Raw genomic sequence first — 21,862 nt, forward strand, 5'->3', positions numbered from 1 at the left:
TGCCCTGATGCAGCAGGTCACCGTCACCCAAGGACCGGCCGGGACCACCGTCGACATGCACGCGTGCCGGGCCGCCCCGTTGTCAGTGGCGTAAGGCAGCATCGAAGGTGTGAGACCCGCGCCGACCATCCTCCACCTGGACATGGACGCCTTCTACGCCTCGGCGGAGCAGGCAGCCAAGCCCAGCCTGCGCGGAAAGGCGGTCGTGGTGGGCGGCCTAGGCCCTCGCGGGGTCGTCGCCACCGCCTCGTACGAAGCACGGATCCTCGGCGTCCACTCCGCGATGCCGACGGCCCAGGCCAGGCGGCTGGCGCCCAACGCCGCCTACCTGGTGCCCCGCTTCCAGCTGTACCGGTCGGTGAGCGAGCAGGTGATGGAGCTCCTCGGGCGGCTCTCGCCGCTGGTGGAGCCGCTGAGTCTGGACGAGGCCTTCGTCGACCTGGAGGCGGGCGGCATGGCGGACGACTCGGTGTCGGCCCAGGTGACGGGGGAGCGGTTGCGTACGGCCATCCGGGAGGTGACCGGGCTGAGCGGGTCGGTCGGGCTCGCCGGTTCCAAGATGCTCGCCAAGATCGCCTCCGAGCAGGCCAAGCCGGACGGGCTGGTGCTCATAGAGCCGGGCACCGAGCGCGAGCTGCTGGCCCCCATGTCCGTACGGACGCTGCCCGGCGTCGGGCCCGCCACCGGCGACCACCTGAGACGCGCCGGCATGACCACCGTCCACGACCTCGCTGAGGCCGGCGAGGCGGAACTCGTACGGCTGGTCGGCAAGGCCCACGGCCACGGGCTCTACCGGATGGCGCTGGGGCTCGACGACCGGCCGGTGGTCGCCGAGCGGGACGCCAAGTCCGTATCGGTCGAGGACACCTTCGACGTGGACCTGCACGACCGGGTGCGGGTGCGCGCGGAGGTGGAGCGGCTGGCTGTGCGGTGCGTGGAGCGGCTGCGGTCCGCCGGGCGGTCGGGGCGCACGGTGGTGCTGAAGGTGCGCCGGTACGACTTCTCCACGCTAACCCGCTCCGAGACCCTCAGAGGCCCCACGGACGACCCCACGGTGGTCCGTGAGGCGGCGGCGAGGCTGCTGGAGGCGGTGGACACCACCGGCGGCGTACGGCTGCTCGGCGTGGGTGTCACGGGGCTCGCGGACTTCACGCAGGAGGACCTGTTCGCGCAGGCCGCCGACGCCCGGGAGCTGGCGGAGCGGGCGCCGGAGCCCGAGAAGCCGGTCGCCGACGGAGACAAGAAGCCGGTCGAGGAGGAGCCCGAGAGCGCCGAGCAGCTCGCCGCCCGGCGCTGGCCCGCCGGACACGACGTACGCCACGCGGTGCACGGACACGGCTGGGTGCAGGGGAGTGGGGTGGGGCGGGTGACGGTGCGGTTCGAGGAGCCCGGCGGGCCGGTCGGCCGGGTCGTCACGTTCCGGATCGACGACCCGGAGCTGAGCCCGGCCGACCCGCTGCCGCTGGTCCGCGACCCGGTCGACTACTCCTCCTGGCCGGCCAGCCTGCCGAAGTCGCGGTCGGGAGCGGTCTCCGTGGCCGGCGGGGAGTCCAGACCGTAATGGCGGTAGAGCTGCAGTTCCTGCTCCGGAGAGAGGTGTCGGCCGACGCCGAAGTCCGGGGCGCCCTTGATCAGCGCGCGGTCGAAGGGGACCCGCAGCGCGTCCTCGACGAACTCGCTGGGCTCCAGCGGGACGAAGGCGTCCCGGCTGAAGAGGCCGGTGCGTACGGCCGCCCACTCGGGCACGCCGGTCGCGTCGTCGAGATAGACCTCGTCCACCGTTCCGATCTTGGCGCCCCTGCGATCGAACGCCTTGCGGCCGATCAGTCGGCGCGGGTCGATGTCGGTCTGCACGGTGCCTCCCACTGGTCGCCACTGGCTCAAGGGATCCCTCGTCACCGCCAGGTGATCCCCTGTCGCTCCACCAGCACCAGACAAGTGCAGATCCGTGGCGTCGGCCACTCGAGGGCTCCGCGGGGATGGCCGCTGGTAGGCTGGCACATGGCTGCTGACCCCGTGCGGGAGAGTCCTCCGGTGCAGAATCCGGAGGCGCCGAAGGAGCAAATCCTCCCCGGAATCTCTCAGGCCCCCGTACCGCACGGACGAGGTCACTCTGGAAAGCAGGGCGGGTTCGTGCGGGCAGATGCCGGGACGGATCGACCCTCACCGACGGTGAAAGTCGGCACGCCTCCGGGCGCGCCGGTGAAGCTCTCAGGTTGAGATGACAGAGGGGGAGGCCGTTCGGGCACCCGCGCCGTGGTGCCCCTCGCAGGTCGTGACAGACCAGGAGGCCTCCACCATGACCCCCCGTCGCACTCCGCTCTCCCAGCTGGAGCAGGGCATTCCGTTCGAGCAGCGTCACATAGGGCCGGACGCCGAGGCCCAGGCGAAGATGCTCGCCCAGGTCGGCTACGGCTCCCTCGACGAGCTGACCGCCGCCGCGGTGCCCGACGTGATCAAGAGTGCGGAGGCCCTGAACCTTCCCTCGGCCCGCACCGAGGCCGAGGTGCTGGCCGAACTGCGGTCGCTGGCCGACCGCAACAAGGTGCTCGCGCCGATGATCGGCCTCGGCTACTACGGCACCTTCACGCCGCCCGTCATCCTGCGCAACGTCATGGAGAACCCCGCGTGGTACACGGCCTACACGCCGTACCAGCCGGAGATCTCCCAGGGCCGCCTGGAGGCCCTGCTGAACTTCCAGACGATGGTCGCCGAGCTGACCGGACTGCCCACCTCCGGCGCCTCCCTGCTCGATGAGGGCACCGCGGCCGCCGAGGCCATGGCGCTGGCCCGGCGCGTCGGCAAGGTCAAGAACGGCGTCTTCCTGATCGACGCCGACACCCTGCCGCAGACCGTCGCGGTGATCCAGACCCGTGCCGAGCCGACCGGCGTCGAGGTCGTCGTCGCCGACCTGAGCGACGGCATCCCCGCCGAGATCGCCGAACGCGGCGTCTTCGGCGTCCTGCTCCAGTACCCGGGCGCCTCCGGTGCCGTGCGCGCCATCGAGCCCGTCATCGAGCAGGCCCACGAGCTCGGCGCGATCGTCACCGTCGCCGCCGACCTGCTGGCCCTCACGCTGCTCACCTCGCCCGGCGCGCTCGGCGCCGACATCGCCGTCGGCACCACCCAGCGCTTCGGCGTCCCGATGGGCTTCGGCGGCCCGCACGCCGGCTTCATGGCCGTCCGCGAGAAGTTCGCCCGCTCCCTGCCCGGCCGCCTCGTCGGCGTCTCCGTCGACGCCGACGGCAACAAGGCCTACCGCCTCGCCCTCCAGACCCGCGAGCAGCACATCCGCCGCGAGAAGGCCACCAGCAACATCTGTACGGCACAGGTGCTGCTCGCCGTCATGGCCGGGATGTACGCCGTCTACCACGGCCCCGACGGACTGCGCACGATCGCCCGCCGCACCCACCGCTACGCCACGATCCTTGCCGAGGGCCTGCGCGCCGCCGGCGCCGACGTCGTGCACGGCGAGTTCTTCGACACGCTCACCGTCAAGGTGCCCGGCAAGGCCGCGGACATCGTCGCGGACGCCCGCGAGCGCGGGGTCAACCTCCGCCGCGTCGACGCCGACCACGTCTCCATCGCCTGCGACGAGACCACCACCCGCGCCCAGCTCTCCGCCGTCTGGGCCGCCTTCGGCGCCGACGCCGACATCGAGGCGCTGGACGGTTCGGCCGCCGACGCGCTGCCCGAGGCACTGCTGCGCTCCGACGACATCCTGACCCACCCGGTCTTCCACCAGCACCGCTCCGAGACCGCGATGCTGCGCTACCTGCGCAAGCTCGCCGACCGCGACTACGCGCTGGACCGCGGCATGATCCCGCTCGGCTCCTGCACCATGAAGCTGAACGCGACCGCCGAGATGGAGTCGATCACCTGGCCCGAGTTCGGCGCGCTGCACCCCTTCGCCCCGGCCGAGCAGGCGCACGGCTTCCTCACGCTCATCCGCGAGCTGGAGGAGCGCCTGGCGGAGGTCACCGGTTACGACGCCGTCTCCATCCAGCCGAACGCGGGCTCGCAGGGCGAGTTCGCGGGTCTGCTGGCCGTACGCGCGTACCACCGGGCCAACGGCGACGACCAGCGCACCGTCTGCCTGATCCCCTCGTCCGCGCACGGCACCAACGCCGCGAGCGCGGTCATGGCGGGCATGAAGGTCGTCGTGGTGAAGACCGCCGACGACGGCGAGGTCGACATCGCGGACCTGCGGGCCAAGATCGAGCAGTACCGCGATGAGCTGGCCGTCCTCATGATCACCTACCCGTCCACGCACGGTGTCTTCGAGGAGCACGTCGCCGACATCTGCGGCGAGGTGCACGACGCCGGCGGCCAGGTCTACGTCGACGGCGCCAACCTCAACGCGCTGGTCGGGCTCGCCAAGCCCGGCAAGTTCGGCGGCGACGTCTCGCACCTGAACCTGCACAAGACGTTCTGCATCCCGCACGGCGGCGGCGGCCCCGGCGTCGGCCCGGTCGGCGTCCGCGCGCATCTCGCCCCGTACCTTCCCAATCACCCGCTCCAGCCCGCCGCGGGCCCGGAGACCGGTGTGGGCCCGATCTCGGCCGCCCCGTGGGGCTCGGCGGGCATCCTGCCGATCTCGTGGGCGTACGTCCGTCTGATGGGCGGCGAGGGGCTCAAGCGGGCCACGCAGGTCGCCGTGCTGGCCGCCAACTACATCGCCAAGCGCCTGGAGCCGCACTTCCCGATCCTGTACAACGGCCCGGCCGGACTGGTCGCGCACGAGTGCATCGTGGACCTGCGGCCGATCTCCAAGGCGACCGGCGTCTCCATCGACGACGTCGCCAAGCGCCTGATCGACTACGGCTTCCACTCGCCGACCATGTCGTTCCCGGTGGCCGGCACGCTGATGATCGAGCCGACCGAGAGCGAGGACCTCGCCGAGCTCGACCGGTTCTGCGACACCATGATCGCGATCCGCGCCGAGATCGAGAAGGTGGCGTCCGGCGAGTGGAGCGCGGACGACAACCCGCTCGCCAACGCCCCGCACACCGCCGCCGCACTCGGTGGCGAGTGGGACCACGGCTACAGCCGCGAGGAGGCCGTCTTCCCGGCCGGTGTCTCCGCCGCGGACAAGTACTGGCCGCCGGTCCGCCGTATCGACGGCGCCTTCGGCGACCGCAACCTGGTCTGCTCCTGCCCGCCGCTGGAGGAGTACGACGGCTGACCCTCAGGGGCGTACGGCTGACATGCGTCGGGGCCGGTGCGGGGAGTTCCCCGGGCCGGCCCCTTCTCCGTACAGCCTGGTCCGTTCCGTACGGCTGGTCTCAGGCGGCCTTCACCACGCGGCCCGCCGCCAACGGCCGGTGCGGTGCGATGATCTGCCCGTCCGGCAGCAGCTCGCCGGTGTCCTCGAAGAGCAGGACGCCGTTGCACAGAAGGCTCCAGCCCTGTTCCGGGTGGTGGGCCGTCAGGCGGGCCGCCTCCCGGTCGGCGGAGTCGGCGGTGGGGCAGGGTGGTTGGTGCTGGCACATGGATGGGTTCTTTCGCTGCGTCGAGTCGAGTGTCCTGCGGCTGGATGAGTGGTTCATGGCCGCCCCCGTATCAGTCGGTCCGGTCCCAGTGTTGCCCTACGGGGGTGATTCCGCAGGGATTTCGCTGCAGCTCCCGTACTCCTCTCATGACGCATCACCCGGGCGGACGGTTCACCGCAACTGCACTGTCACTTCGGGTGGTTCGGGGTGGCCGGACCGGGCTAGTCCGAGTGGGTAAGAGGGAGCCCCCGCGGTGGCCCGTTCCGCCGAGGGGCGTACGGGTCACCGCGGGGGCCTGTCCCTCCCGGCCGCCGGTCAGGCCGAGCTGAGCAGCGGTCCGGGTGCCACGCGCAGGGTCATGACGGGCAGCAGATCGGCGACGCGGTGCGGCCGGTGTGCGGCGATGCCCGGCGGCGCCGGCGCCAGCGGCACCAGGACATCGGTCGGGGCGAGCACTCCGGTGGAGGCGTCGTCGGCATCGTCGCCGGGGTTGTCGTGCAGCCAGAGCGTGAGCATGTACAGCTCCGGCATGGAGAGAAGTCTCGCCTGGTACGCCGTGGGCGAGACCTCCGCCTGGCGGACCGCCAGCTCCGTCGAGGTGAGATACGGGCCCTCGAAGAAGTGCGAGAAGCTCCAGCCGTCCGGAGTGAGCATGGTGTCCGCGGCGGCGATCGCCCGGCCCTCGCTCCGGATCAGGAAGCGCCAGGCCGCCAGACGGGTTCGAGGTACGGTTCTGGTCGGAGCGATCCGGTCCAGGACGTGCACGGGAAGCGGCAGTTCGGGGCTGAGCGGTCCCTGGGCGGACCGGAGGGCGGACGTGCGCGCCTGACGGACCGCGGTGGGGGAACCGAGGGCCGCGAGAACACTGCGCAGGGCGGGCGCGGGAGCCGAGGGGACATGCAGCGGCATAGTGGGTCGCCTCTCACTTGGAGACACGGTGATGCGTGGGCGGGTGCAGACGGCGTTGTCGGCGTGCGGGGCCAGAGGAGGCCGATGACGGGCCGGTTGCGTCAACTCTCTGCCTCGTCAGGCGGAGTTTATACGACACGTGTTCACACAGTGTTTCCGCTAGCTGCCGGGCATATTTCGCGCAAGGCGACATCCGGACTTCGGAATGCGGGTTTCCTGGTGATTTGATCGACCGTTTTCCGCTTCGGCCTGCACCTCTTTCAGCGGAGCGGTAGGCCGAAACTCATCGGTGATTCCGCCACGCACTCTCCGGACGAAAATGCCGCTCGCCGCGTGCCTCCGGAATGTGCCCCCGGTCTCCTTCACTCAGCCTAGCGGGTTTCCGGTGGGCTGTGGGGCGTTACGGATCACTCCCACTGGGCATTATCGATCGTGATGCGCGCGGCCCGGTCGGCGGGCCGACCACTGAAGGAGGGACCCCTCGATGGGGGAGAAGGTCGTGGCGGGAGCCGTTGACCTGTCCGATCGGCAGGCCTACCGGACCAAGCTCAACCAGTGCCTGGAGGGACTGGGCAGACTGCTGGAGGAGCGGAGGTTCGACCGTCCGCGAAATCTGATGGGGCTGGAGATAGAGCTGAATCTCGCCGGCTCCGACGGTCTGCCCCGGATGATGAATCAGGAAGTGCTCCAGCGCATCGCGAGCCGGGATTTCCAGACCGAACTCGGGATGTTCAACCTGGAAGTAAATATCGTTCCGCACCGGCTCGGCGGCCGGGTATTCGATCAGCTCTCGGAGGAGTTGCGGACCGGTCTCGCGTACGCCCACCGCAAGGCCGGTGAGGTGGACGCCGGGATCGTCATGATCGGAATCCTGCCGACGCTCGGCGAGCACGACGTGGTCTCGGCGAATCTCTCGGACGTGGACCGCTACACGCTGCTCAACGATCAAATGGCGGCGGCCCGCGGAGAGGATTTCGCCCTGGATATCGAAGGCGTGGACCACCTGGTCTGCTCCTCGCCCTCGATCGCGCCCGAATCGGCCTGCACCTCGGTCCAGTTGCACCTCCAGGTGACGCCGGCCCGGTTCGCGGACGTGTGGAACGCCGCGCAGGCGATCGCCTCCGTCCAGATCGCGCTCGGTGCCAACGCCCCGTTCCTCTTCGGCAAGGAGCTCTGGCGCGAGTCCCGGCCGCCGCTGTTCCAGCAGGCCACCGACGTACGGCCGCCGGAGCTGGCGAACCAGGGGGTGCGGCCCCGGACGTGGTTCGGAGAGCGGTGGATCTCCTCCGCGTACGAGCTGTTCGAGGAGAACCTGCGCTACTTCCCGCCGCTGCTGCCGATCTGCGAGGAGGAGGAGCCGCTGCGGGTCCTGGACGAGGGTGGTGTGCCGGAGCTGGCCGAGCTGGTCCTGCACAACGGGACGGTCTACCGCTGGAACCGCCCGGTGTACGACGTCGCCGACGGTGTCCCGCACCTGCGCGTGGAGAACCGGGTCCTGCCGGCCGGGCCCACCGTCACGGACGTCATCGCCAACGCGGCCTTCTACTACGGGCTCGTCCGGGCGCTCGCCGAGGAGTCCCGGCCGCTGTGGAGCAAGCTGCCCTTCGAGGCCGCCGCCGAGAACTTCACCGAAGCCTGCCGCCACGGCATCGAGGCCGAGCTGCTCTGGCCGCGTCCGGGCCGTACCGGCGGACTGGCCAAGATCCCCGCCGTACAGCTCGTACAGGAGGAGCTGCTGCCGCTGGCCGCGGCCGGGCTCGATGCCTGGCAGATCGAGCCGGCCGACCGGGACCGGTACCTCGGCGTCATCGAGGAGCGCTGCAAGCGGCGGGTCAACGGGGCCTCCTGGCAGGTCGCCACGTACCGCCGGGCGCTGGAGGCCGGGCTCGGCCGGGAGGCGGCACTGGCGGCGACGACCCGGCGCTATGCCGAGCTGATGCACGCGGGTGAGCCGGTGCACACCTGGCCGGTGGGGTTTCCGGCGCCCTGAGGCACGGTCGTACGCGGGCGGGCGGGCTCGCGTACGGCGGCAGGTTCTTTTCGTACGCGGACGAGGGCGGCGTTCCGGTCGGGGCGCCGCCCTCACTCCTGGGCGGCGCGGCCGTTCTGGCCGGCGGCCATGATGGCCCGGAGGATGACGGCCTGGATCTCCGCCGGGTCGCTCACCTCGTAGCCGTCGCCGCCGGTGACCCGCGCGATCTCGGCGACCTCCTCGCGGTCGGCGTCCGGGCCCACCGCGATGGCGATGATCGGGACCGGGCGCTCGGGGTCGGCCAGTTCCTTGAGGCGGTCGATCAGCGCGCTCCGGGAGATGCCGTCGTCGTCCTGGTCGGAGCCGTCGGTGAGGATCACCAGCGCGTTGAACTTGCCCTTCACGAAGGTCGACCGGGCCTCTTCGTACGAGGCCAGAGTCGTGTCGTACAGCCCGGTCGCCCCACCCGGCACCGGCTGCAGCCCCGCGAACGCCGCCGACAGCTTCTCCCGGTGGGTCGAGCCGCCCTGGACCGGGTCGCCCAGCCGGCGGGTCTCCGTGACCTTGCGGTAGTCCTTCGCGCCGTCCAGCGTCGTGGCGAACTCCCACAGGCCGATCTCGTCGTCCGGCGTGAACTGGGTGAGTGCCTGGATGAGCGACTCCTTGGTGACGTCCATCCGCGACAAGCCGCGTCCTGGCACCAGGGTGGACATGGAGCCGGGGGCGTCGACCACCGTGGTCAGCCGGGCGCTCTGGACGGTGATCGTCCACATCCCGAGCATCTCCTGGAGCTGCTTCGCGGACGGTGGTTCGGCCGCCGAAGTGGCGTACGGCTGCGGTGACTTGCCGCCCGCCGACGCTACGACGGTGTCCTCGGCGGCCCCGCTCGGCGGCCGGAACCCGTACCGGGAGAGGACGGCCCGCGAGCTCCTGTCGTTGAGCAGGGTCATGAAACGCAGGGCCGCACGGGACTGGGCGAGGGGCAGCTTCTCCTCGTCGACCAGGGTGTACGGGTAGTCGAGGAGCGGGGTGCCGTCCTCGGGGTAGAAGAGGTTGAGCTTGCCGCCGCCGGTCGCCTCCGCGTTGTGCGTGAAGGCGGCCTGCTCGGATATGAGGACCGCCTGGTTGCGTCTCGGATTGCCGTCCTCGGCGCCCGCGTCGCTCCGCGCCAGAGTCTCCAGCACCTGCGCGTCGCTGTCCGACATCCGCTCGGCCAGCACTTTCGCGGTCTCCGCGACCCGCGTGTCGCTGTCCCCGCCCTGCTGTGCGGAAGAGCCGCCGATGCTGGTGAGAGCGAGGAGGCCGGTGGCGCTGCGCGCCGGATCTGCCGTGCCGGGGCGGACCTTGTCCGAGGTGAGGGCGGCGGTGACCACCTGGCTCGCGAGGGTGTCGGCGACCTTGTAGGAGTCGCGGGCCACGACCTCCACGTCGAGGCAGTGGCCGTCGGGTCTCACCTCGTCCGCGAGGGCCTGCTCGGCTATGTCCCGGACCGCCGGCGCGATGTCCGGTGAGGCGGCCAGGGACAGGCGTACGGCGGAGTCCTCGCAGGACTCGGAGAACGACAGCAGGCCGCTGTTGACCGCCACTCCTGTTCCCGTCGCCACCGCGAGGACGAGCAGCGTGGCGACGGCGACGGCGACGGTGCGACGCGGGCGCCGGGGAGACGTGCCCCCGCGTTCCTCCGGCGCGTGGGCGTCGGGCAAGCTGTGGCGTCCCATGTCGGTGGTGCCCCCCTGAAGACGAATCATGAACGGTGAACAAGGAAAAGGGGGACCGCACCATCGGCAATGGTGGTCGTCCCCCGGCCTGTCGCGCATGATCTTCGTACCTGCATTCGAGACCCTAGCGGGACGGTGGGCGGGATGAGACGCGATTGCAGAACAAAAGGCAGGTGGACCGGTGGAGGCGGGGCGCGTGGCTGATTATTATCCCCAAGAGGGCGTATCACGAAGGATCTTGCGGTCGGAGACGGTGCTGGTCCTGGCACTCTCGCTGGGCGCGAGTGCGGTCTCCGCGCTCATCAGTTTTGTCGGATCACTGACGAAACCGGGCGGTTTGAAGGACCAGGCGGCGACGCTGAACGGTTCGTACGCACCGGGCCGTCCATGGCTGGATCTGGCTTGGCAAATGTTCGGAATCGCAACGGCCCTGGTGCCGGTGGCGCTGGTGGCGCACCTCCTGATCAGGGAGGGCGCGGGTCTGCGGACGATCGGATTCGACCGCACCAGGCCCTGGTTCGACCTGGGTCGCGGGACGCTGGTCGCGGCGGGCATCGGCAGCGCCGGGCTCGCCTTCTACCTGGTCGCCCGAGCGAGCGGCTTCAACCTCACCGTCGTACCGGAGTCGCTGCCCGACGTCTGGTGGAAGTTCCCCGTGCTCATCCTCTCGGCGGCGGAGAACTCCGTGGTGGAGGAGGTCATCGTCGTCGCCTACCTGCTGCGGAGGCTGGACCAGCTGGGCTGGGCCCCGATGGCCTCGCTGGTGGCCAGCTCGGTGCTGCGCGGCTCCTACCACCTGTACCAGGGCATCGGCGGCTTCATCGGCAACATGGTGATGGGCGTCGTCTTCGTGCTGCTGTACCGGCGCTGGGGCCGAGTGGGGCCGCTGGTCGTCGCCCATACGCTGCTCGACATCGGGGCGTTCGTCGGGTACGCGCTGCTCGCGGGGAAGGTGGACTGGCTGCCGACGCCGTAGGGACCTGCTCCAGGCCTCAGAAGGTGGTCAGCAGTTCGCCGTCGATGACGGTGACCGCCGCGCCGGTCAGCAGGGTGCGCTCGCCGCGCAGTGCGGTGCGTACGAACCCCGAGCGGGCCGAGGCCTGCAGTCCGGTGAGGTCGTCCCGGCCGAGGCGGGCCGACCAGAACGGGGCCAGCGCGGTGTGGGCGCTGCCGGTCACCGGGTCCTCGTCGATGCCGACACCCGGGAAGAAGCCGCGCGAGACGTAGTCGTATCCGCGCGTGGGGTCCTCGGCGGCGGCCGTGGCGATGACGCCGCGCCGCGAGTGGGCCACGAGGCCGGCGAAGTCCGGGGCCAGAGCCCGTACGGTCGCCTCGTCGCGCAGCTCCACGAGCAGGTCGCCGATGTGTTCGCCGGTGTCGTGGACCGAGACCGGCTCCGCGCCGAGCGCCTCGGCGAGGCCGGGCGGCGCGGTCTCCTCGCGGAGCGGTGCGGTGGGGAAGTCGAGGGTGAGGGAGCCGTCCGGGTGGGCGGTGGCGGTGAGGATCCCGCACCGCGCGGTGAACCGTACGGTGCCGGTGGCCCGGCCGGTGGTGTGCAGGACGTGCGCGGTGGCGAGCGTGGCGTGGCCGCACATGTCGACCTCGGTGGCCGGCGTGAACCAGCGCAGCGCCCAGTCGGCCTCGCCGCCGGGCGGCAGCGGGTGGGCGAAGGCGGTCTCGGAGAGGTTGACCTCGGTGGCGATCTCCTGGAGCCGTTCGGCGTCCGGGAAGGCGGCGGTTTCCAGCAGGAGTACGCCTGCGGGGTTGCCGGAGAAGGGGCGGTCGGTGAACGCGTCGACGATACGAATCCTCATGAGGCGACCGTAGAGCGGTGGCGCGGCCGTGGACCAAGGCCAATCGCGGGTTCCTGGCCTGCTCGTCCACCAGGCGGGCGTCGGCGGTTCAGGAGCAGTGGGCGCGGCCCGGGCGGGTGTCGAGCGACCAGGTGTGCGTACAGCCGGGGCACTGGAGGTGCAGGACCGGACCGTTGTTGGAGATCAGGTAGCGTCAGTGCTCGCCGCTGGTGCGGCGGTCCGCGCAGGTCGCGCAGTGGCGGGCGTCGTCGCAGGCGGGACAGGTCACCCAGGCGCGGCGGGCGATGTCCGCCTGCGGATCAATGAGGAGCCGCACGGCCTTGGTCCTCGCCCGGCAGGACACCGGCGGCCACCAGCCGGTCGTAGGTGCGCTGCTGCTCGGCGTCGAGGCCCGAGTGGAGCAGGGCGTAGGCCTCGTCCTCGCCGCGGAGGGCGGCCACCGGATCCCAGGCGGGCCCGAGCGCGGCGACGACCGCGGCCCGTCGCCGGGCTTCCACGAAGGTCAGGTCGATGGAGAAGGGGACGAGGGCGGTGTGCTGGTCCTGGCTCATGGTGGTGCTTCCGGGTGGATGCCGGGGAAACCGCACCATCTGTAGCAGGCCTCCGTGGCGGCAGGGAAGGGTGACCTGAGTCGCCTGGCCGAGGAGGCGGCTCAGCCGTCCGGGTGCGGAGTTCCCGGATCGGCGGGCGAGGGCGGGCGGTTGTCGGTACGGGGCTGACCGGGCTGGCTCGGTCCTCCTCGTGGCCTTGTGGCGCAGGTCATGGCGGGAGCCTCCGGCCCAGGCGTACGAGTGGTGACGCGGCCATGACGGCCGGCGACAGCATCATGCCTGCGGCCGCCACCAGGAGGCCGGTGCGCAGCCCCCACTCCTGTGCGAGGACACCGCCGAGCAGCGAGCCGAGCGGAGTCAGGCCCATACCGGCGAAGGTGATCGTCGCGGCCGCGCGGCCCTGCATCCCGTCCGGCGTGACGGCCTGCCGTACCGACATGACGGTGACGTTCACCAGCTGGCCGAAGGTCCCGAACACGAAGTCGACCGCCAGGAGCGCGGGCACCGTCACCGCCGATGAGCCGTGCAGCGCGGGCACCCAGAGCAGGGCGCCGTTGCCGAGCACCGCGGCGGACACCAGCACCACGCCATGGCCGTACCGGCCCGGCAGCCGCGCGGCCAGGACCGAGCCGAGGAGGGCGCCGGGGCCGGTCGCCGCGAGGGCGAGGCCGATGGTGGCGCCCGTCAGGTGCAGTTCGCGCGGGAGGAAGAGCAGGTAGACGGTCATCGTGGCGGCTAAGAAGAACTGGAAGGCCGCCGAGGCGAGGCAGACGGCCCGCAGCAGAGGATGTCCGGCGACGAAGCGCAGGCCGTCCCGGATCCATGGGGCGCGTTCGTGGTGCTCCGGTACGGCTTCGGCCCGGCGGATCTGTCGCAGGGATACGAACGACACCACGAAGAAGAACGCGCCCGAGGCCACGGCGACCGGCGCCGAGAGCAACGACACCAGCGCGCCGCCGAGCGCCGGCCCGCCGATCTGCGCGGCGGACCGGCTGCCCTCCAGCGCACTGTTGCCCGCCAGGAGCTGATCGCATCTCACCAGCCGTACCAGGGAGGCCTGATAGGCCACGTCGAAGAGGACGGACAGCGCTCCCACGGTGAAGGCGACCACGAACAGCGCGGGCAGACCGAGCAGCCCGAGGAGGCCGACCACGGCGGCCGCGCCCAGCACCACCGCACGGACGGTGTCCGTCAGGACCATCACCGTGCGGGCCCGCCACCGGTCCACCCAGGCACCGGCGAGGAGCGAGAGCAACAGGATCGGCGCCTGCCCCACAGCGCGGAGGACGCCCAGTTCACCGGCGCCGGCGTGCAGCGTCAGGACGGCGACGAGCGGCAGAACGACGAGCGTCGCGTGTTCGCCGAGCTGGGAGGCGCTCTGGCCTGCCCAGAGTCTGCGGAAGTCGGAGTCCCGCCACACGGAGGACGGCACGGAGGAGGACGCGGAGGACGGCACGGAAACCTCTGGAGTTGCCGGAACGAGGACCGCCGGCCCGGCGCGCGAAGGCGCGCCCGGGCCTCGGACGGAGTGAAGGGCTCGCTGTGCCGCGACCTCAGAGGCAGCACGCGATGACGTGCCGGTCTCGGCCTACGACGTCAACGCGCGCTCGGGCGACCGGGCATGCCTCACCGCTTCCCTCGTGGGTCACTCGTCGTCCGGAACGCTAGCGCTCGGTGGCGAGAGGCGAAAGGCGATTACGGCCGCCGCCCGGGGCAGCGCCTTGCCAGGCGATAGCTTCCGATATATCGTTGAGATATCGCGACAGATCAACGATGGAGGGAGCGTAGCGATGCGTTCACACGGATACGAGCACGAGCATGAGCACGGACCGGGGCATTACGGGCCCGGTCATCACGGTCACGGTCGAGGTGGTCACGACGGCCGCCGCGCCGCCTTCGGGCCGTTCGGGCCGCCGTTCGGTGGCGGGCCCTTCGGTGGTGGGCGTGGCCGGGGCGGCGGTCGGGGGAGGGCGCGGCGCGGTGATGTGCGCGCGTCGATCCTGGCCCTCCTGAAGGACCGGCCGATGCACGGGTACGAGATGATCCAGGAGATCGGCGAGCGCAGCGGCGGGGCGTGGAAGCCCAGCCCCGGTTCGGTCTACCCGACGCTCCAGTTGCTGGAGGACGAGGGGCTGATCGTCAGCGCGAGCGAGGGCGGCAAGAAGCTGTTCACGCTCACCGATTCCGGGCGCGGTGAGGCCGAGTCCGGTCCCGAGGCGCCCTGGGAAGAGGCCGGGCGCGGTGCGGACTGGGAAGGCGTGAACGAGATCCGCCAGGCCGGTTTCGGTCTGATGGAGGCGTTCGGGCAGGTCTGGAAGACCGGTTCGGCCGGTCAGCGGCAGAAGGCGCTGACCGTCATCAACGACGCCCGTAAGAAGCTCTACCTGATTCTTGCCGACGAGCACTGAGCAGCTGAGCAGGCACGGCGACAGGGGTCCCGCTGGAGGCGGGGGCCCCTGTCGCGTTCGTGCGGTCAGGGTGTGACCAGGCCGCCCAGTTTGCGCAGGGACTCCTGGAGCGCCGCCGTCGCCGAGTCCTTGAGTTTGCCGCCCGTCAGGGAGACCGCCGCGCCCGCGAACTCACTCTCGATGCGGACCGTGGTGGCAGCCCCGTCCGGTGACGGCGCCAAGGAGTAGCGCATCGCCAGGTTGACCCCCATCGGGCCCTTGCCCCGGGTCGTCAGTAGCCGGCTGTCCTCCAACTCGTCGACCCTCCACGTCACTTCGGCCGGAAAGCCCATGAGCTGCATGTTCTCCTCATAGGTGGCCCCGGTCTCCAGCGTCGCCGGGCCGCCTTTGGGGAAGCTGGTGTGGGTGGTGTTCCACTCGCCGTACGACGAGAAGTCCGTCAGCTGCGCCCAGACCTTCTCGGCGGGTGCCTCGATGCGTGCCTCCGCGCTCACTTCGGCCATGCGACCACCCCTGCTTCGTCCGGTTACGGTGCGCGGAACGTAGCGGCAGCCGCTCCAACATTCAATGCTGATGAGCCGTCAGGTTGGATGGCGCCGCCGGTTCCGCCCGCCAGATCTCCGCCACGTCGAACCGGTCCGACGCGCGCGGGTACGAGCCTTCGTCGTGGCGGTGGAAGGCGGTCCAGAACAGATCGGCGGGCAGCGCGTCGGCCGGTGCGTACACGCGGTAGACGTACTCCATCCCGTCCTGGGCGAGCAGAGCGACCATCCAGAACAACCGTCGTTCCCCTTCCGCCCGGAGCCGAGGCGTCTGATGCGAGTTGTCGTCTGAGGGACGTGTACGCGGGCGTGGCGGTTGCCCGGGGGCGCGCGGCGCAAGGCGGCGCGCTCCCTTGGAGGCGATGGTTGTACGCCGTGGCTCGATCTCATCCGCAGGGATGAGGGGTCGCGCGGGTGTGCCCAACTTGGGTGGGACGCGTGAATGGGCCGCTCCGCCGATGCTTCGCCGTCCGGGGACTGATGGGGTGGAGTAGTGCAAAACCGGACGCCGCGGATCCCCGAACAGCCCGCCCCGAACCCCCTCGGACCCCACAGTTCCGACAGTCCCGACGCCAGATTCACCGTCGAACTGGCCTCGGTGGTGACAGGGGCGCGCAGGCGTGCGCTGCGGGACGGTGACCGGCAGATCGACACCGCCCACCTTCTGCACTCTCTCATCGAGAGCGATCCCGAGGTCCGCGCGGCCTTCGACGGCGGACCGCAGCTCGCGAAGGTGCTCGGCTATCTGGTGCAGCGCAGCATCGGTTACGGGCTCCGCTGGCAGGGGTCGGTGGAGGATTCCGGAGCCGTTCCCGTCGTGCGGGACCCGGCTACGGAGGGCTGGTCGCCGACGGCCGTCACCGCGATGGAGGACGCGCTGCGCCGGGCCGGGCGGCGTGGCGAGACGTGCGCCCGCGGGCTGGATCTCCTCGCCGCACTGGCCGCCGACGGCGAGTCCCGTGCGGTGGAGGTCCTCGGCCGGGCGGGCGTGGACGCGCGGTGGCTGTCGGGCCGGGCGGTGGAACGTACGGCGGAGGCGTCCTGGCCGAGGTGAGCCCCGGGTTCGATGCCGACGTCTCGACAGGTGTCACAGAGGTGACGGTCCTGTCGGCTGCTGTCATGATGTGCCGATGCACGCGTCTCGGGGTACTCAGAAACGTAGCGCCGGCCTGGGGCTCGCGCTCCTTTCGGCCTTCGCCTTCGGCGGCTCGGGGGTCGCCGCCAAGCCGCTGATCGAGGCGGGGCTCGACCCGCTGCACGTGGTGTGGCTACGGGTGGCGGGCGCCGCCGTCATCATGCTGCCGGTCGCCTGGCGCCACCGGAACCTGGTACGTGAGCGGCCCGCGCTGCTGGCCGGGTTCGGGCTCTTCGCCGTGGCCGGCGTGCAGGCGTTCTACTTCGCCTCGATCTCCCGCATCCCGGTCGGTGTGGCCCTCCTGGTCGAATATCTCGCTCCCGCGCTGGTCCTCGGCTGGGTCCGGTTCGTCCAGCGCAGGCCCGTCACCCGGGCCGCGGCCCTCGGCGTGGTCCTGGCGGTCGGCGGCCTCGCCTGTGTCGTCGAGGTCTGGGCCGGGCTCAGCTTCGACACTCTCGGCCTGCTGCTCGCCCTCGGCGCCGCCTGCTGTCAGGTGGGCTACTTCGTCCTCTCCGATCACGGCGGCCAGGAGAGCAAGGGCGAGGACGGCCGGCGTGCCGAGCCTCCGCATCCGCTCGGCGTCATCTCGTACGGACTGATCGTCGGCGCCCTCGTCCTCACCGTCGTGGCGCGGCCGTGGGGCATGGACCGGTCGTTGCTCGGCGGCAGCGCCGGGATGAACGGCACGGCGATCCCCGCCTGGCTGCTGCTCGGCTGGATCGTGCTGATCGCCACCGTGCTCGCGTACGGCACCGGCGTCGTCTCCGTCCGCAGGCTCTCGCCGCAGGTCGCCGGGGTCGTCGCCTGCCTGGAGGCGGTCATCGCGACCGTGCTGGCCTGGGTCCTCCTCGGCGAGCACCTCTCCGCTCCGCAGCTCATCGGCGGCTTCGTTGTCCTGGTTGGCGCGTTCATCGCGCAGTCGGCCGCCCCGAAACCGCCGTCGGGGCCGGTTGCCGCAGGAGCCGGTGCGGGTGCGGTGGCCGGGGCCGCCGAGAGTGAGTTGTCCGCCGGGCGGGCTTCGCATTAGGGTGCCGACCATGCATCTGACTGTGCTGCCGCCGCCTGTCGCCTAGCGCGCGCGGCCACTCCTGACGAAGACCGGGCTCGGGCAGTCCCCGAGCGGTCCGTCGCTGCCCGCGTGCGGAGTCGAGCGACCACCACCCTGTCTTCCCCTGGAGCAGTCCCATGTCCATGCCCGCTGTCTCCGCGCTGCCCGTCGGGCGGAGCCTGCTGTATCTCGTCGTCGCCGGAGTCGCCTGGGGCACCGCCGGCGCGGCCGCCTCGCTGGTCTTCCGGATCAGCGATCTCGGCCCTCTTGCCCTCTCCTTCTGGCGCTGCGCCGGAGGCCTCGTCCTGCTCGCGGGCGCGCTCGCCCTCCGGCCCCGCCGCGCACCTCGGCTCCCCGAGCCCCGGCGCCGCCGGCTGCTGCGCATCCTCGGGACCGGCGTGGGGCTGACCGTGTTCCAGAGCGCCTACTTCGCGGCGGTGGACCTCACCGGCCTCGCCGTCGGGACCGTCGTCACGCTCGGCGCCGGACCCGTCCTGATCGCCGTCGGTGCGCGCGTGATGCTGGGTGAACTCCTCGGCCTGGGCGGTCTGGCGGCGGTGGCCGGTGCGCTGGCCGGTCTCGCCGTACTCGTCCTCGGCGGTGAGAGCGGCGAGGTCGTCCCGGCCGGTGTGCTGCTCGCGCTGCTGTCCGCCGCCGGGTACGCGGCGATCACCCTGCTCACGCGGTGGCTCGGGCGGGACGGCGGTGGCGGTGACGCGCTGACCACCAGCGCCTGGGCGTTCGGCATCGGAGCGGTCGGGCTGCTGCCCATGGCGGCGGCCGAAGGCATCGTGCCGCACACCGCTCAGACGGGCCAGGTGCTGTGGCTGCTGGTCTACGTGGCGGCGGTGCCCACCGCGCTCGCGTACGCGCTGTACTTCGCGGGAGCCGCCGCCGTCCGCTCGGCCACCGTCTCCGTGATCATGCTCCTGGAGCCGGTGAGCGCCGCGCTCATCGCGGTGACCGTTTTGCGGGAGCGGCTGACGGCGGCCACCGTCATCGGAACTCTGCTCCTGCTGACCGCCGTGGCCGGGCTGGCGCTGGCCGAGGCGAGGGGCGCGGCGGTCGCTCGCCGGAGGCAGGCCGAGGCGGTGGCGGTGTAGCGCTGTCGTGGGTCAGGGCCCGGAGCCGGCTGTCGAGGCTCGGGGCCCTGACCGTTCCCGGGTGCCCGGCGTCAGAGCGCACGGAGATAGTCCGGTATGTCGACGGCCGGGTCGAGGTCGTCCGCCGGGACCGGCTGCGCGTAGCCGCGGGTGAGCGGCACGATGCCGGTCCAGTGCGGAAGGTCGAGGTCCTCCGGTTCGTCGTTGGGGCCGCCGGTACGGACCTTCGCGGAGACCTCGTCCAGGTCCAGCCGGATCACGGCGGTGGCCGCCAGCTCCTTGGCGTTGGCCGGCCGCGCGTCCCGCGAGCGTCCGGGGACGGCCTGGTCGACGATCGCGTCCAGGGCGATGCGCCGCTCCTCGGGGTCGGTCACGGAGGTGGCGGTGGAGTGGACCACCACCGAGCGGTAGTTGAGCGAGTGGTGGAAGGCGGACCGGGCCAGCACCAGCGCGTCGACATGGGTGACGGTCAGGCAGACCGGCAGCCCCGGGTCGGCGGCGGCCCGGGTGCTCCGCAGCGGGCGGGAGCCGGTCGACCCGTGGACGTACAGCCGCTCTCCGACCCGGCCGAACATGGTCGGCAGCACGACCGGTGCCCCGTCCCGGACGAAGCCGAGGTGGCAGAGGTAGGTCGCGTCGAGTATCGAGTGGACCAGCTCGCGGTCGTAGGAGGCCCGCTCCTTCGCCCGGGTCGGGACCGTGCGGTCGGTGGCGGTGTAGGCGGCGGTGGCTGACATTGTGTACCTCATTGCACTAGTGCATACTGTTGTTTGTGCTAGGAGAGTATCGGATCAGTGGGCGGCGCGCATCGGAGATTGCCGCCAGTGTGGAGCGCGGGGTCGGTTCCGGAGACCTCCCGCCCGGTCATGTGCTGCCTCCCATGCGGGAGTTGGCCGCGCGTCTGGAGGTCAACCCGAACACGGTGGCCGCCGCCTACCGGACGCTGCGCGAGCGCGGAGTGATCGAGACGGCGGGTCGCCGCGGGAGCCGGGTGCGGCCGCGTCCGGCGAGCACTCCGCGCGGTTCCCTGCGCATCGAGGCGCCGCCGGGCGTACGTGACCTCGGCGAGGGCAACCCCGATCCGGACCTGCTGCCGGCGCTCGGTCCGGCGCTCGCCGTCGCCGCCGCGGTCGACGCCGAGAGCCCCGGTCTGTACGGAGAGGCGCCGGTGGTCCCGGAGTTCGCCGCGTACGCGCGGGGAGCGATGGACGCCGACGGTGTACCCGACGGGCCGGTCGCGGTGGCCTCCGGGTCGCTCGACGCCATCGAGCGGGTGCTCGCGGCGCATCTGCGGCCGGGCGACGCGGTGGCGGTGGAGGACCCGGGGTGGGGGAGCGTGCTCGACCTCGTACCGGCGCTCGGGCTGCACGCCGTACCGGTCGGTGTGGACGACGACGGTCCGCTCGTCGCGGACGTGGAGCGGGTGCTGCGGGCCGGGGCGCGGGCGCTCGTCGTCACCGACCGGGCGCAGAACCCGACCGGCGCCTCAATCGGTGCCGGCCGCGCCCGGGAGCTGCGGGCCGTGCTCGCCGGCCACCCGGACGTGCTGCTGATCGAGGACGACCACGGCCACGCCATCGTCGACCTGCCGCTGCACCCGCTGGCCGGCACCACGGACCACTGGGCCTTCGTCCGCTCGGTGGCCAAGGCGTACGGGCCCGATCTGCGCGTCGCCGTGCTCACCGGGGACGCGGTCACGGTCGACCGGGTGGCGGGCCGGCAGCGGCTCGGGCCCGGATGGGTCAGCCGGCTGCTCCAGCGCGCGGTGCTCCACCTGTGGGCCTCCGAAGCCGTCGACACCGCCGCCGTCGCCCGGTCGTACGCGGAGCGGCGAAACGCCTTGGTGCGCGCGCTGGCGGAGCGCGGAGTGGCGGCACGCGGACGCAGCGGGATGAACGTGTGGGTGCCGGTCAGCGACGAGACCGGCGCCATCGCCCGGCTGCTCCACGCGGGCTGGGCCGCGGCGCCCGGCGCGCGCTTCCGGATGGGCACGCCTCAGGCGGTCCGGCTCACCGTCTCCCGGCTCACGGCCGAGGACATCGGGCCGCTGGCGGACGCGGTGGCGGCGGCGGCCGGGCCCGCGCGGCCGGTGACGTACGGCTGAGGTCTTCGGCGGAGCGAGTGTTCAGCCGTACGCGCCGGTCACGTACGGCTGAGACGCTTCGTACGGTCGACCGCTGTACGGGGCCGTACGGCCGACGGCCGGCTCTGCGTGAGCGCCGCTCCGGCCAGCACGATCACCGCGCCTACCGGCGTGTTCCAGGTCAGCTGCTCGCCGAGCAGGGTCACGCCCGCCGCCGTGGCGATCACCGGGATGAAGTACGTGACCAGCTGGCCGGTCGTCGGGCCGACCTCCTGGACCAGCCCGTACTGGAGCAGCACCGCGAGCCCCGTGCCGAGTGCGCCGAGCGCCAGCACCGAGAGCGTGGGCAGCAGCGGGAACGTGTCCGGAGCCGAGGTGAACACCGGCGTCACCACGGCCAGTTGCAGCGTGCCGACGAAGAGCTGGCTGCCGGTGAGCGTCAGCGTCGAGGAGCCGGTGCCCGCCAGCGTACGGCGGACGTAGATCCAGCCGACCGCGTAGCTGAACGAGGCCAGCAGCGCCATTCCCGTACCGGCCAGGTCCAGGCCGGAGAAGCCCTGCCAGGCGCCGAGGACCGTCAGTACGCCGAGGAAGCCGACGCCCAGGCCCGCGACGCGGCGGCGGGTCGGACGGTCCTCGGAGAGCGCGACCACCGAGAGGGCCATGCCCCACAGCGGCGAGGTCGCGTTGCAGATGCCGGCGAGCGTGGAGGGGATCGTCAGCTCGGCGTAGGAGAAGAGCGAGAACGGCAGTGCGTTGAGGAAGAACGCCGCCACCGTGATGTGTCCCCAGGTCCGGGCCGAGCGCGGCAGCCGCTCACGGCGCATCGCCATCGCGACGGCCAGGACGGCGGTTCCGGCCAGCAGCCGGCCGAGCGTGACCTGGAACGGCGCGTACCCCTCGGTGCCCACCTTGATGAGCAGGAAGCTGAACCCCCAGATCAGCGAGAGCGCGGCGAAGCGGATCCGCCAGTCGAAGGCCGGGCGCGGCGCGTCGGATACGAGAGGTGGGGGTACGGAAGCGGTCGCAGGGGCGGCGGGCTGCTGGCAAGGGGCGCTCATGGCTCAACGATGGCGAACAGTACTGC

Annotated in this window: 20 protein-coding genes, 1 pseudogene and 1 riboswitch; of the genes and pseudogenes, 9 read left to right on the plus strand and 12 right to left on the minus strand. The window is 71.7% G+C overall.

Annotated features, from left to right (window positions below; all coding sequences use genetic code 11):
• Window positions 1-109: 109 nt before the first annotated feature.
• Complete coding sequence (locus ABZ267_RS25145) at window positions 110-1,561, plus strand: DNA polymerase IV (RefSeq protein WP_356756770.1); 1,452 nt, start codon at window positions 110-112, stop codon at window positions 1,559-1,561.
• Here ABZ267_RS25145 and ABZ267_RS25150 read toward each other — a convergent pair.
• On the minus strand, window positions 1,483-1,854 hold the full coding sequence (locus ABZ267_RS25150) for a PRC-barrel domain-containing protein (protein ID WP_356756772.1): 372 nt from the start codon (window positions 1,852-1,854) through the stop codon (window positions 1,483-1,485). The genes ABZ267_RS25145 and ABZ267_RS25150 overlap by 79 nt on opposite strands.
• A 155-nt stretch (window positions 1,855-2,009) precedes the next feature.
• Window positions 2,010-2,107: riboswitch (glycine riboswitch) on the plus strand.
• 192 nt (window positions 2,108-2,299) lie between these two features.
• Here ABZ267_RS25150 and gcvP point away from each other — a divergent pair.
• A complete protein-coding gene (gcvP, locus tag ABZ267_RS25155) occupies window positions 2,300-5,185 on the plus strand; it encodes an aminomethyl-transferring glycine dehydrogenase (RefSeq protein WP_356756774.1) in 2,886 nt (961 codons plus the stop codon).
• A gap of 100 nt (window positions 5,186-5,285) precedes the next feature.
• On the opposite strand, the gene ABZ267_RS25160 is transcribed toward gcvP, so the two are convergent.
• Both ABZ267_RS25160 and ABZ267_RS25165 read right to left on the minus strand, forming a co-directional pair.
• On the minus strand, window positions 5,286-5,492 hold the full coding sequence (locus ABZ267_RS25160; protein ID WP_356756776.1) for a DUF5999 family protein: 207 nt from the start codon (window positions 5,490-5,492) through the stop codon (window positions 5,286-5,288).
• A 315-nt stretch (window positions 5,493-5,807) separates the two neighbouring features.
• The gene (locus tag ABZ267_RS25165; RefSeq protein ID WP_356756778.1) at window positions 5,808-6,401 is read right to left on the minus strand and encodes a hypothetical protein; all 594 of its coding nucleotides are present in this window, start codon (window positions 6,399-6,401) and stop codon (window positions 5,808-5,810) included.
• 484 nt (window positions 6,402-6,885) lie between these two features.
• Here ABZ267_RS25165 and ABZ267_RS25170 point away from each other — a divergent pair, with 484 nt between their 5' ends.
• The gene (locus ABZ267_RS25170) at window positions 6,886-8,391 is read left to right on the plus strand and encodes a glutamate--cysteine ligase (RefSeq protein ID WP_356756780.1); all 1,506 of its coding nucleotides are present in this window, start codon (window positions 6,886-6,888) and stop codon (window positions 8,389-8,391) included.
• Window positions 8,392-8,483: 92 nt separating this feature from the next.
• Here ABZ267_RS25170 and ABZ267_RS25175 read toward each other — a convergent pair whose 3' ends face one another.
• Window positions 8,484-10,091 carry a substrate-binding domain-containing protein gene (locus ABZ267_RS25175; RefSeq protein WP_356756782.1) on the minus strand — a complete coding sequence of 536 codons (1,608 nt, stop codon included), beginning with the start codon at window positions 10,089-10,091 and terminating at the stop codon, window positions 8,484-8,486.
• A gap of 196 nt (window positions 10,092-10,287) precedes the next feature.
• On the opposite strand from ABZ267_RS25175, the gene ABZ267_RS25180 reads away from it, so the two are divergent.
• The gene (locus ABZ267_RS25180; RefSeq protein WP_356756784.1) at window positions 10,288-11,067 is read left to right on the plus strand and encodes a CPBP family intramembrane glutamic endopeptidase; all 780 of its coding nucleotides are present in this window, start codon (window positions 10,288-10,290) and stop codon (window positions 11,065-11,067) included.
• A 16-nt stretch (window positions 11,068-11,083) separates the two neighbouring features.
• Here the strand turns inward: ABZ267_RS25180 and ABZ267_RS25185 are convergent, their stop codons facing one another.
• The 4 genes and pseudogenes from ABZ267_RS25185 to ABZ267_RS25200 form a co-directional block, all read right to left on the minus strand.
• The gene (locus ABZ267_RS25185; RefSeq protein WP_356756786.1) at window positions 11,084-11,905 is read right to left on the minus strand and encodes a PhzF family phenazine biosynthesis protein; all 822 of its coding nucleotides are present in this window, start codon (window positions 11,903-11,905) and stop codon (window positions 11,084-11,086) included.
• A gap of 88 nt (window positions 11,906-11,993) precedes the next feature.
• A pseudogene (locus ABZ267_RS25190) lies at window positions 11,994-12,221 on the minus strand (hypothetical protein).
• Window positions 12,205-12,456, minus strand: coding sequence for a DUF6400 family protein (locus ABZ267_RS25195; RefSeq protein WP_356756788.1), 252 nt, complete (start codon window positions 12,454-12,456; stop codon window positions 12,205-12,207). Before ABZ267_RS25195 ends, ABZ267_RS25190 begins: the two are co-directional and overlap by 17 nt.
• Before the next feature lie 208 nt (window positions 12,457-12,664).
• Window positions 12,665-13,912 (minus strand): MFS transporter, encoded by a 1,248-nt coding sequence (locus ABZ267_RS25200; protein WP_356756789.1) that lies wholly within the window; start codon window positions 13,910-13,912, stop codon window positions 12,665-12,667.
• Between the two features lie 334 nt (window positions 13,913-14,246).
• Between ABZ267_RS25200 and ABZ267_RS25205 the strand changes: the two genes are divergently transcribed.
• On the plus strand, window positions 14,247-14,864 hold the full coding sequence (locus tag ABZ267_RS25205; RefSeq protein ID WP_356756791.1) for a PadR family transcriptional regulator: 618 nt from the start codon (window positions 14,247-14,249) through the stop codon (window positions 14,862-14,864).
• 65 nt (window positions 14,865-14,929) lie between these two features.
• Here the strand turns inward: ABZ267_RS25205 and ABZ267_RS25210 are convergent, their stop codons facing one another.
• Both ABZ267_RS25210 and ABZ267_RS25215 read right to left on the minus strand, forming a co-directional pair.
• Window positions 14,930-15,367, minus strand: a complete 438-nt coding sequence (locus tag ABZ267_RS25210) for an SRPBCC family protein (RefSeq protein WP_356756793.1) — start codon at window positions 15,365-15,367, stop codon at window positions 14,930-14,932.
• A gap of 61 nt (window positions 15,368-15,428) precedes the next feature.
• Window positions 15,429-15,644, minus strand: a complete 216-nt coding sequence (locus ABZ267_RS25215) for a hypothetical protein (protein ID WP_356756795.1) — start codon at window positions 15,642-15,644, stop codon at window positions 15,429-15,431.
• Window positions 15,645-15,899: 255 nt separating this feature from the next.
• Between ABZ267_RS25215 and ABZ267_RS25220 the strand changes: the two genes are divergently transcribed.
• From ABZ267_RS25220 to ABZ267_RS25230, 3 genes are all read left to right on the plus strand, one after another.
• Window positions 15,900-16,460, plus strand: coding sequence for a Clp protease N-terminal domain-containing protein (locus tag ABZ267_RS25220; RefSeq protein WP_356756797.1), 561 nt, complete (start codon window positions 15,900-15,902; stop codon window positions 16,458-16,460).
• 76 nt (window positions 16,461-16,536) lie between these two features.
• Window positions 16,537-17,568, plus strand: coding sequence for an EamA family transporter (locus ABZ267_RS25225; protein ID WP_356756798.1), 1,032 nt, complete (start codon window positions 16,537-16,539; stop codon window positions 17,566-17,568).
• A gap of 158 nt (window positions 17,569-17,726) precedes the next feature.
• Entirely contained in the window at window positions 17,727-18,692 is a 966-nt protein-coding gene (locus ABZ267_RS25230) for a DMT family transporter (protein ID WP_356756799.1), read from the plus strand.
• Window positions 18,693-18,763: 71 nt separating this feature from the next.
• Here ABZ267_RS25230 and ABZ267_RS25235 read toward each other — a convergent pair whose 3' ends face one another.
• Entirely contained in the window at window positions 18,764-19,429 is a 666-nt protein-coding gene (locus tag ABZ267_RS25235) for a pyridoxamine 5'-phosphate oxidase family protein (protein ID WP_356756801.1), read from the minus strand.
• Window positions 19,430-19,464: 35 nt separating this feature from the next.
• Between ABZ267_RS25235 and ABZ267_RS25240 the strand changes: the two genes are divergently transcribed.
• Window positions 19,465-20,796 carry an aminotransferase class I/II-fold pyridoxal phosphate-dependent enzyme gene (locus tag ABZ267_RS25240; RefSeq protein WP_356756802.1) on the plus strand — a complete coding sequence of 444 codons (1,332 nt, stop codon included), beginning with the start codon at window positions 19,465-19,467 and terminating at the stop codon, window positions 20,794-20,796.
• A 38-nt stretch (window positions 20,797-20,834) separates the two neighbouring features.
• Here ABZ267_RS25240 and ABZ267_RS25245 read toward each other — a convergent pair whose 3' ends face one another.
• Window positions 20,835-21,836, minus strand: a complete 1,002-nt coding sequence (locus ABZ267_RS25245) for a DMT family transporter (protein WP_356756804.1) — start codon at window positions 21,834-21,836, stop codon at window positions 20,835-20,837.
• Window positions 21,837-21,862 lie beyond the last annotated feature (26 nt).

The organism is Streptomyces sp. NPDC006174, from assembly GCF_040614075.1.
GTDB lineage: Bacteria > Actinomycetota > Actinomycetes > Streptomycetales > Streptomycetaceae > Streptomyces.

What these genes read in the sequence shown, in the direction of transcription:
- ABZ267_RS25185 (WP_356756786.1), bottom strand. Translation starts at nt 11,905, where the DNA reads ATGAGGATTCGTATCGTCGACGCGTTCACCGACCGCCCCTTCTCCGGC.
- ABZ267_RS25235 (WP_356756801.1), bottom strand. Translation starts at nt 19,429, where the DNA reads ATGTCAGCCACCGCCGCCTACACCGCCACCGACCGCACGGTCCCGACC.
- ABZ267_RS25160 (WP_356756776.1), bottom strand. Translation starts at nt 5,492, where the DNA reads ATGTGCCAGCACCAACCACCCTGCCCCACCGCCGACTCCGCCGACCGG.
- ABZ267_RS25175 (WP_356756782.1), bottom strand. Translation starts at nt 10,091, where the DNA reads ATGGGACGCCACAGCTTGCCCGACGCCCACGCGCCGGAGGAACGCGGG.
- ABZ267_RS25225 (WP_356756798.1), top strand. Translation starts at nt 16,537, where the DNA reads ATGCACGCGTCTCGGGGTACTCAGAAACGTAGCGCCGGCCTGGGGCTC.
- ABZ267_RS25165 (WP_356756778.1), bottom strand. Translation starts at nt 6,401, where the DNA reads ATGCCGCTGCATGTCCCCTCGGCTCCCGCGCCCGCCCTGCGCAGTGTT.
- ABZ267_RS25230 (WP_356756799.1), top strand. Translation starts at nt 17,727, where the DNA reads ATGTCCATGCCCGCTGTCTCCGCGCTGCCCGTCGGGCGGAGCCTGCTG.
- ABZ267_RS25245 (WP_356756804.1), bottom strand. Translation starts at nt 21,836, where the DNA reads ATGAGCGCCCCTTGCCAGCAGCCCGCCGCCCCTGCGACCGCTTCCGTA.
- ABZ267_RS25170 (WP_356756780.1), top strand. Translation starts at nt 6,886, where the DNA reads ATGGGGGAGAAGGTCGTGGCGGGAGCCGTTGACCTGTCCGATCGGCAG.
- gcvP (WP_356756774.1), top strand. Translation starts at nt 2,300, where the DNA reads ATGACCCCCCGTCGCACTCCGCTCTCCCAGCTGGAGCAGGGCATTCCG.
- ABZ267_RS25205 (WP_356756791.1), top strand. Translation starts at nt 14,247, where the DNA reads ATGCGTTCACACGGATACGAGCACGAGCATGAGCACGGACCGGGGCAT.
- ABZ267_RS25195 (WP_356756788.1), bottom strand. Translation starts at nt 12,456, where the DNA reads ATGAGCCAGGACCAGCACACCGCCCTCGTCCCCTTCTCCATCGACCTG.
- ABZ267_RS25210 (WP_356756793.1), bottom strand. Translation starts at nt 15,367, where the DNA reads ATGGCCGAAGTGAGCGCGGAGGCACGCATCGAGGCACCCGCCGAGAAG.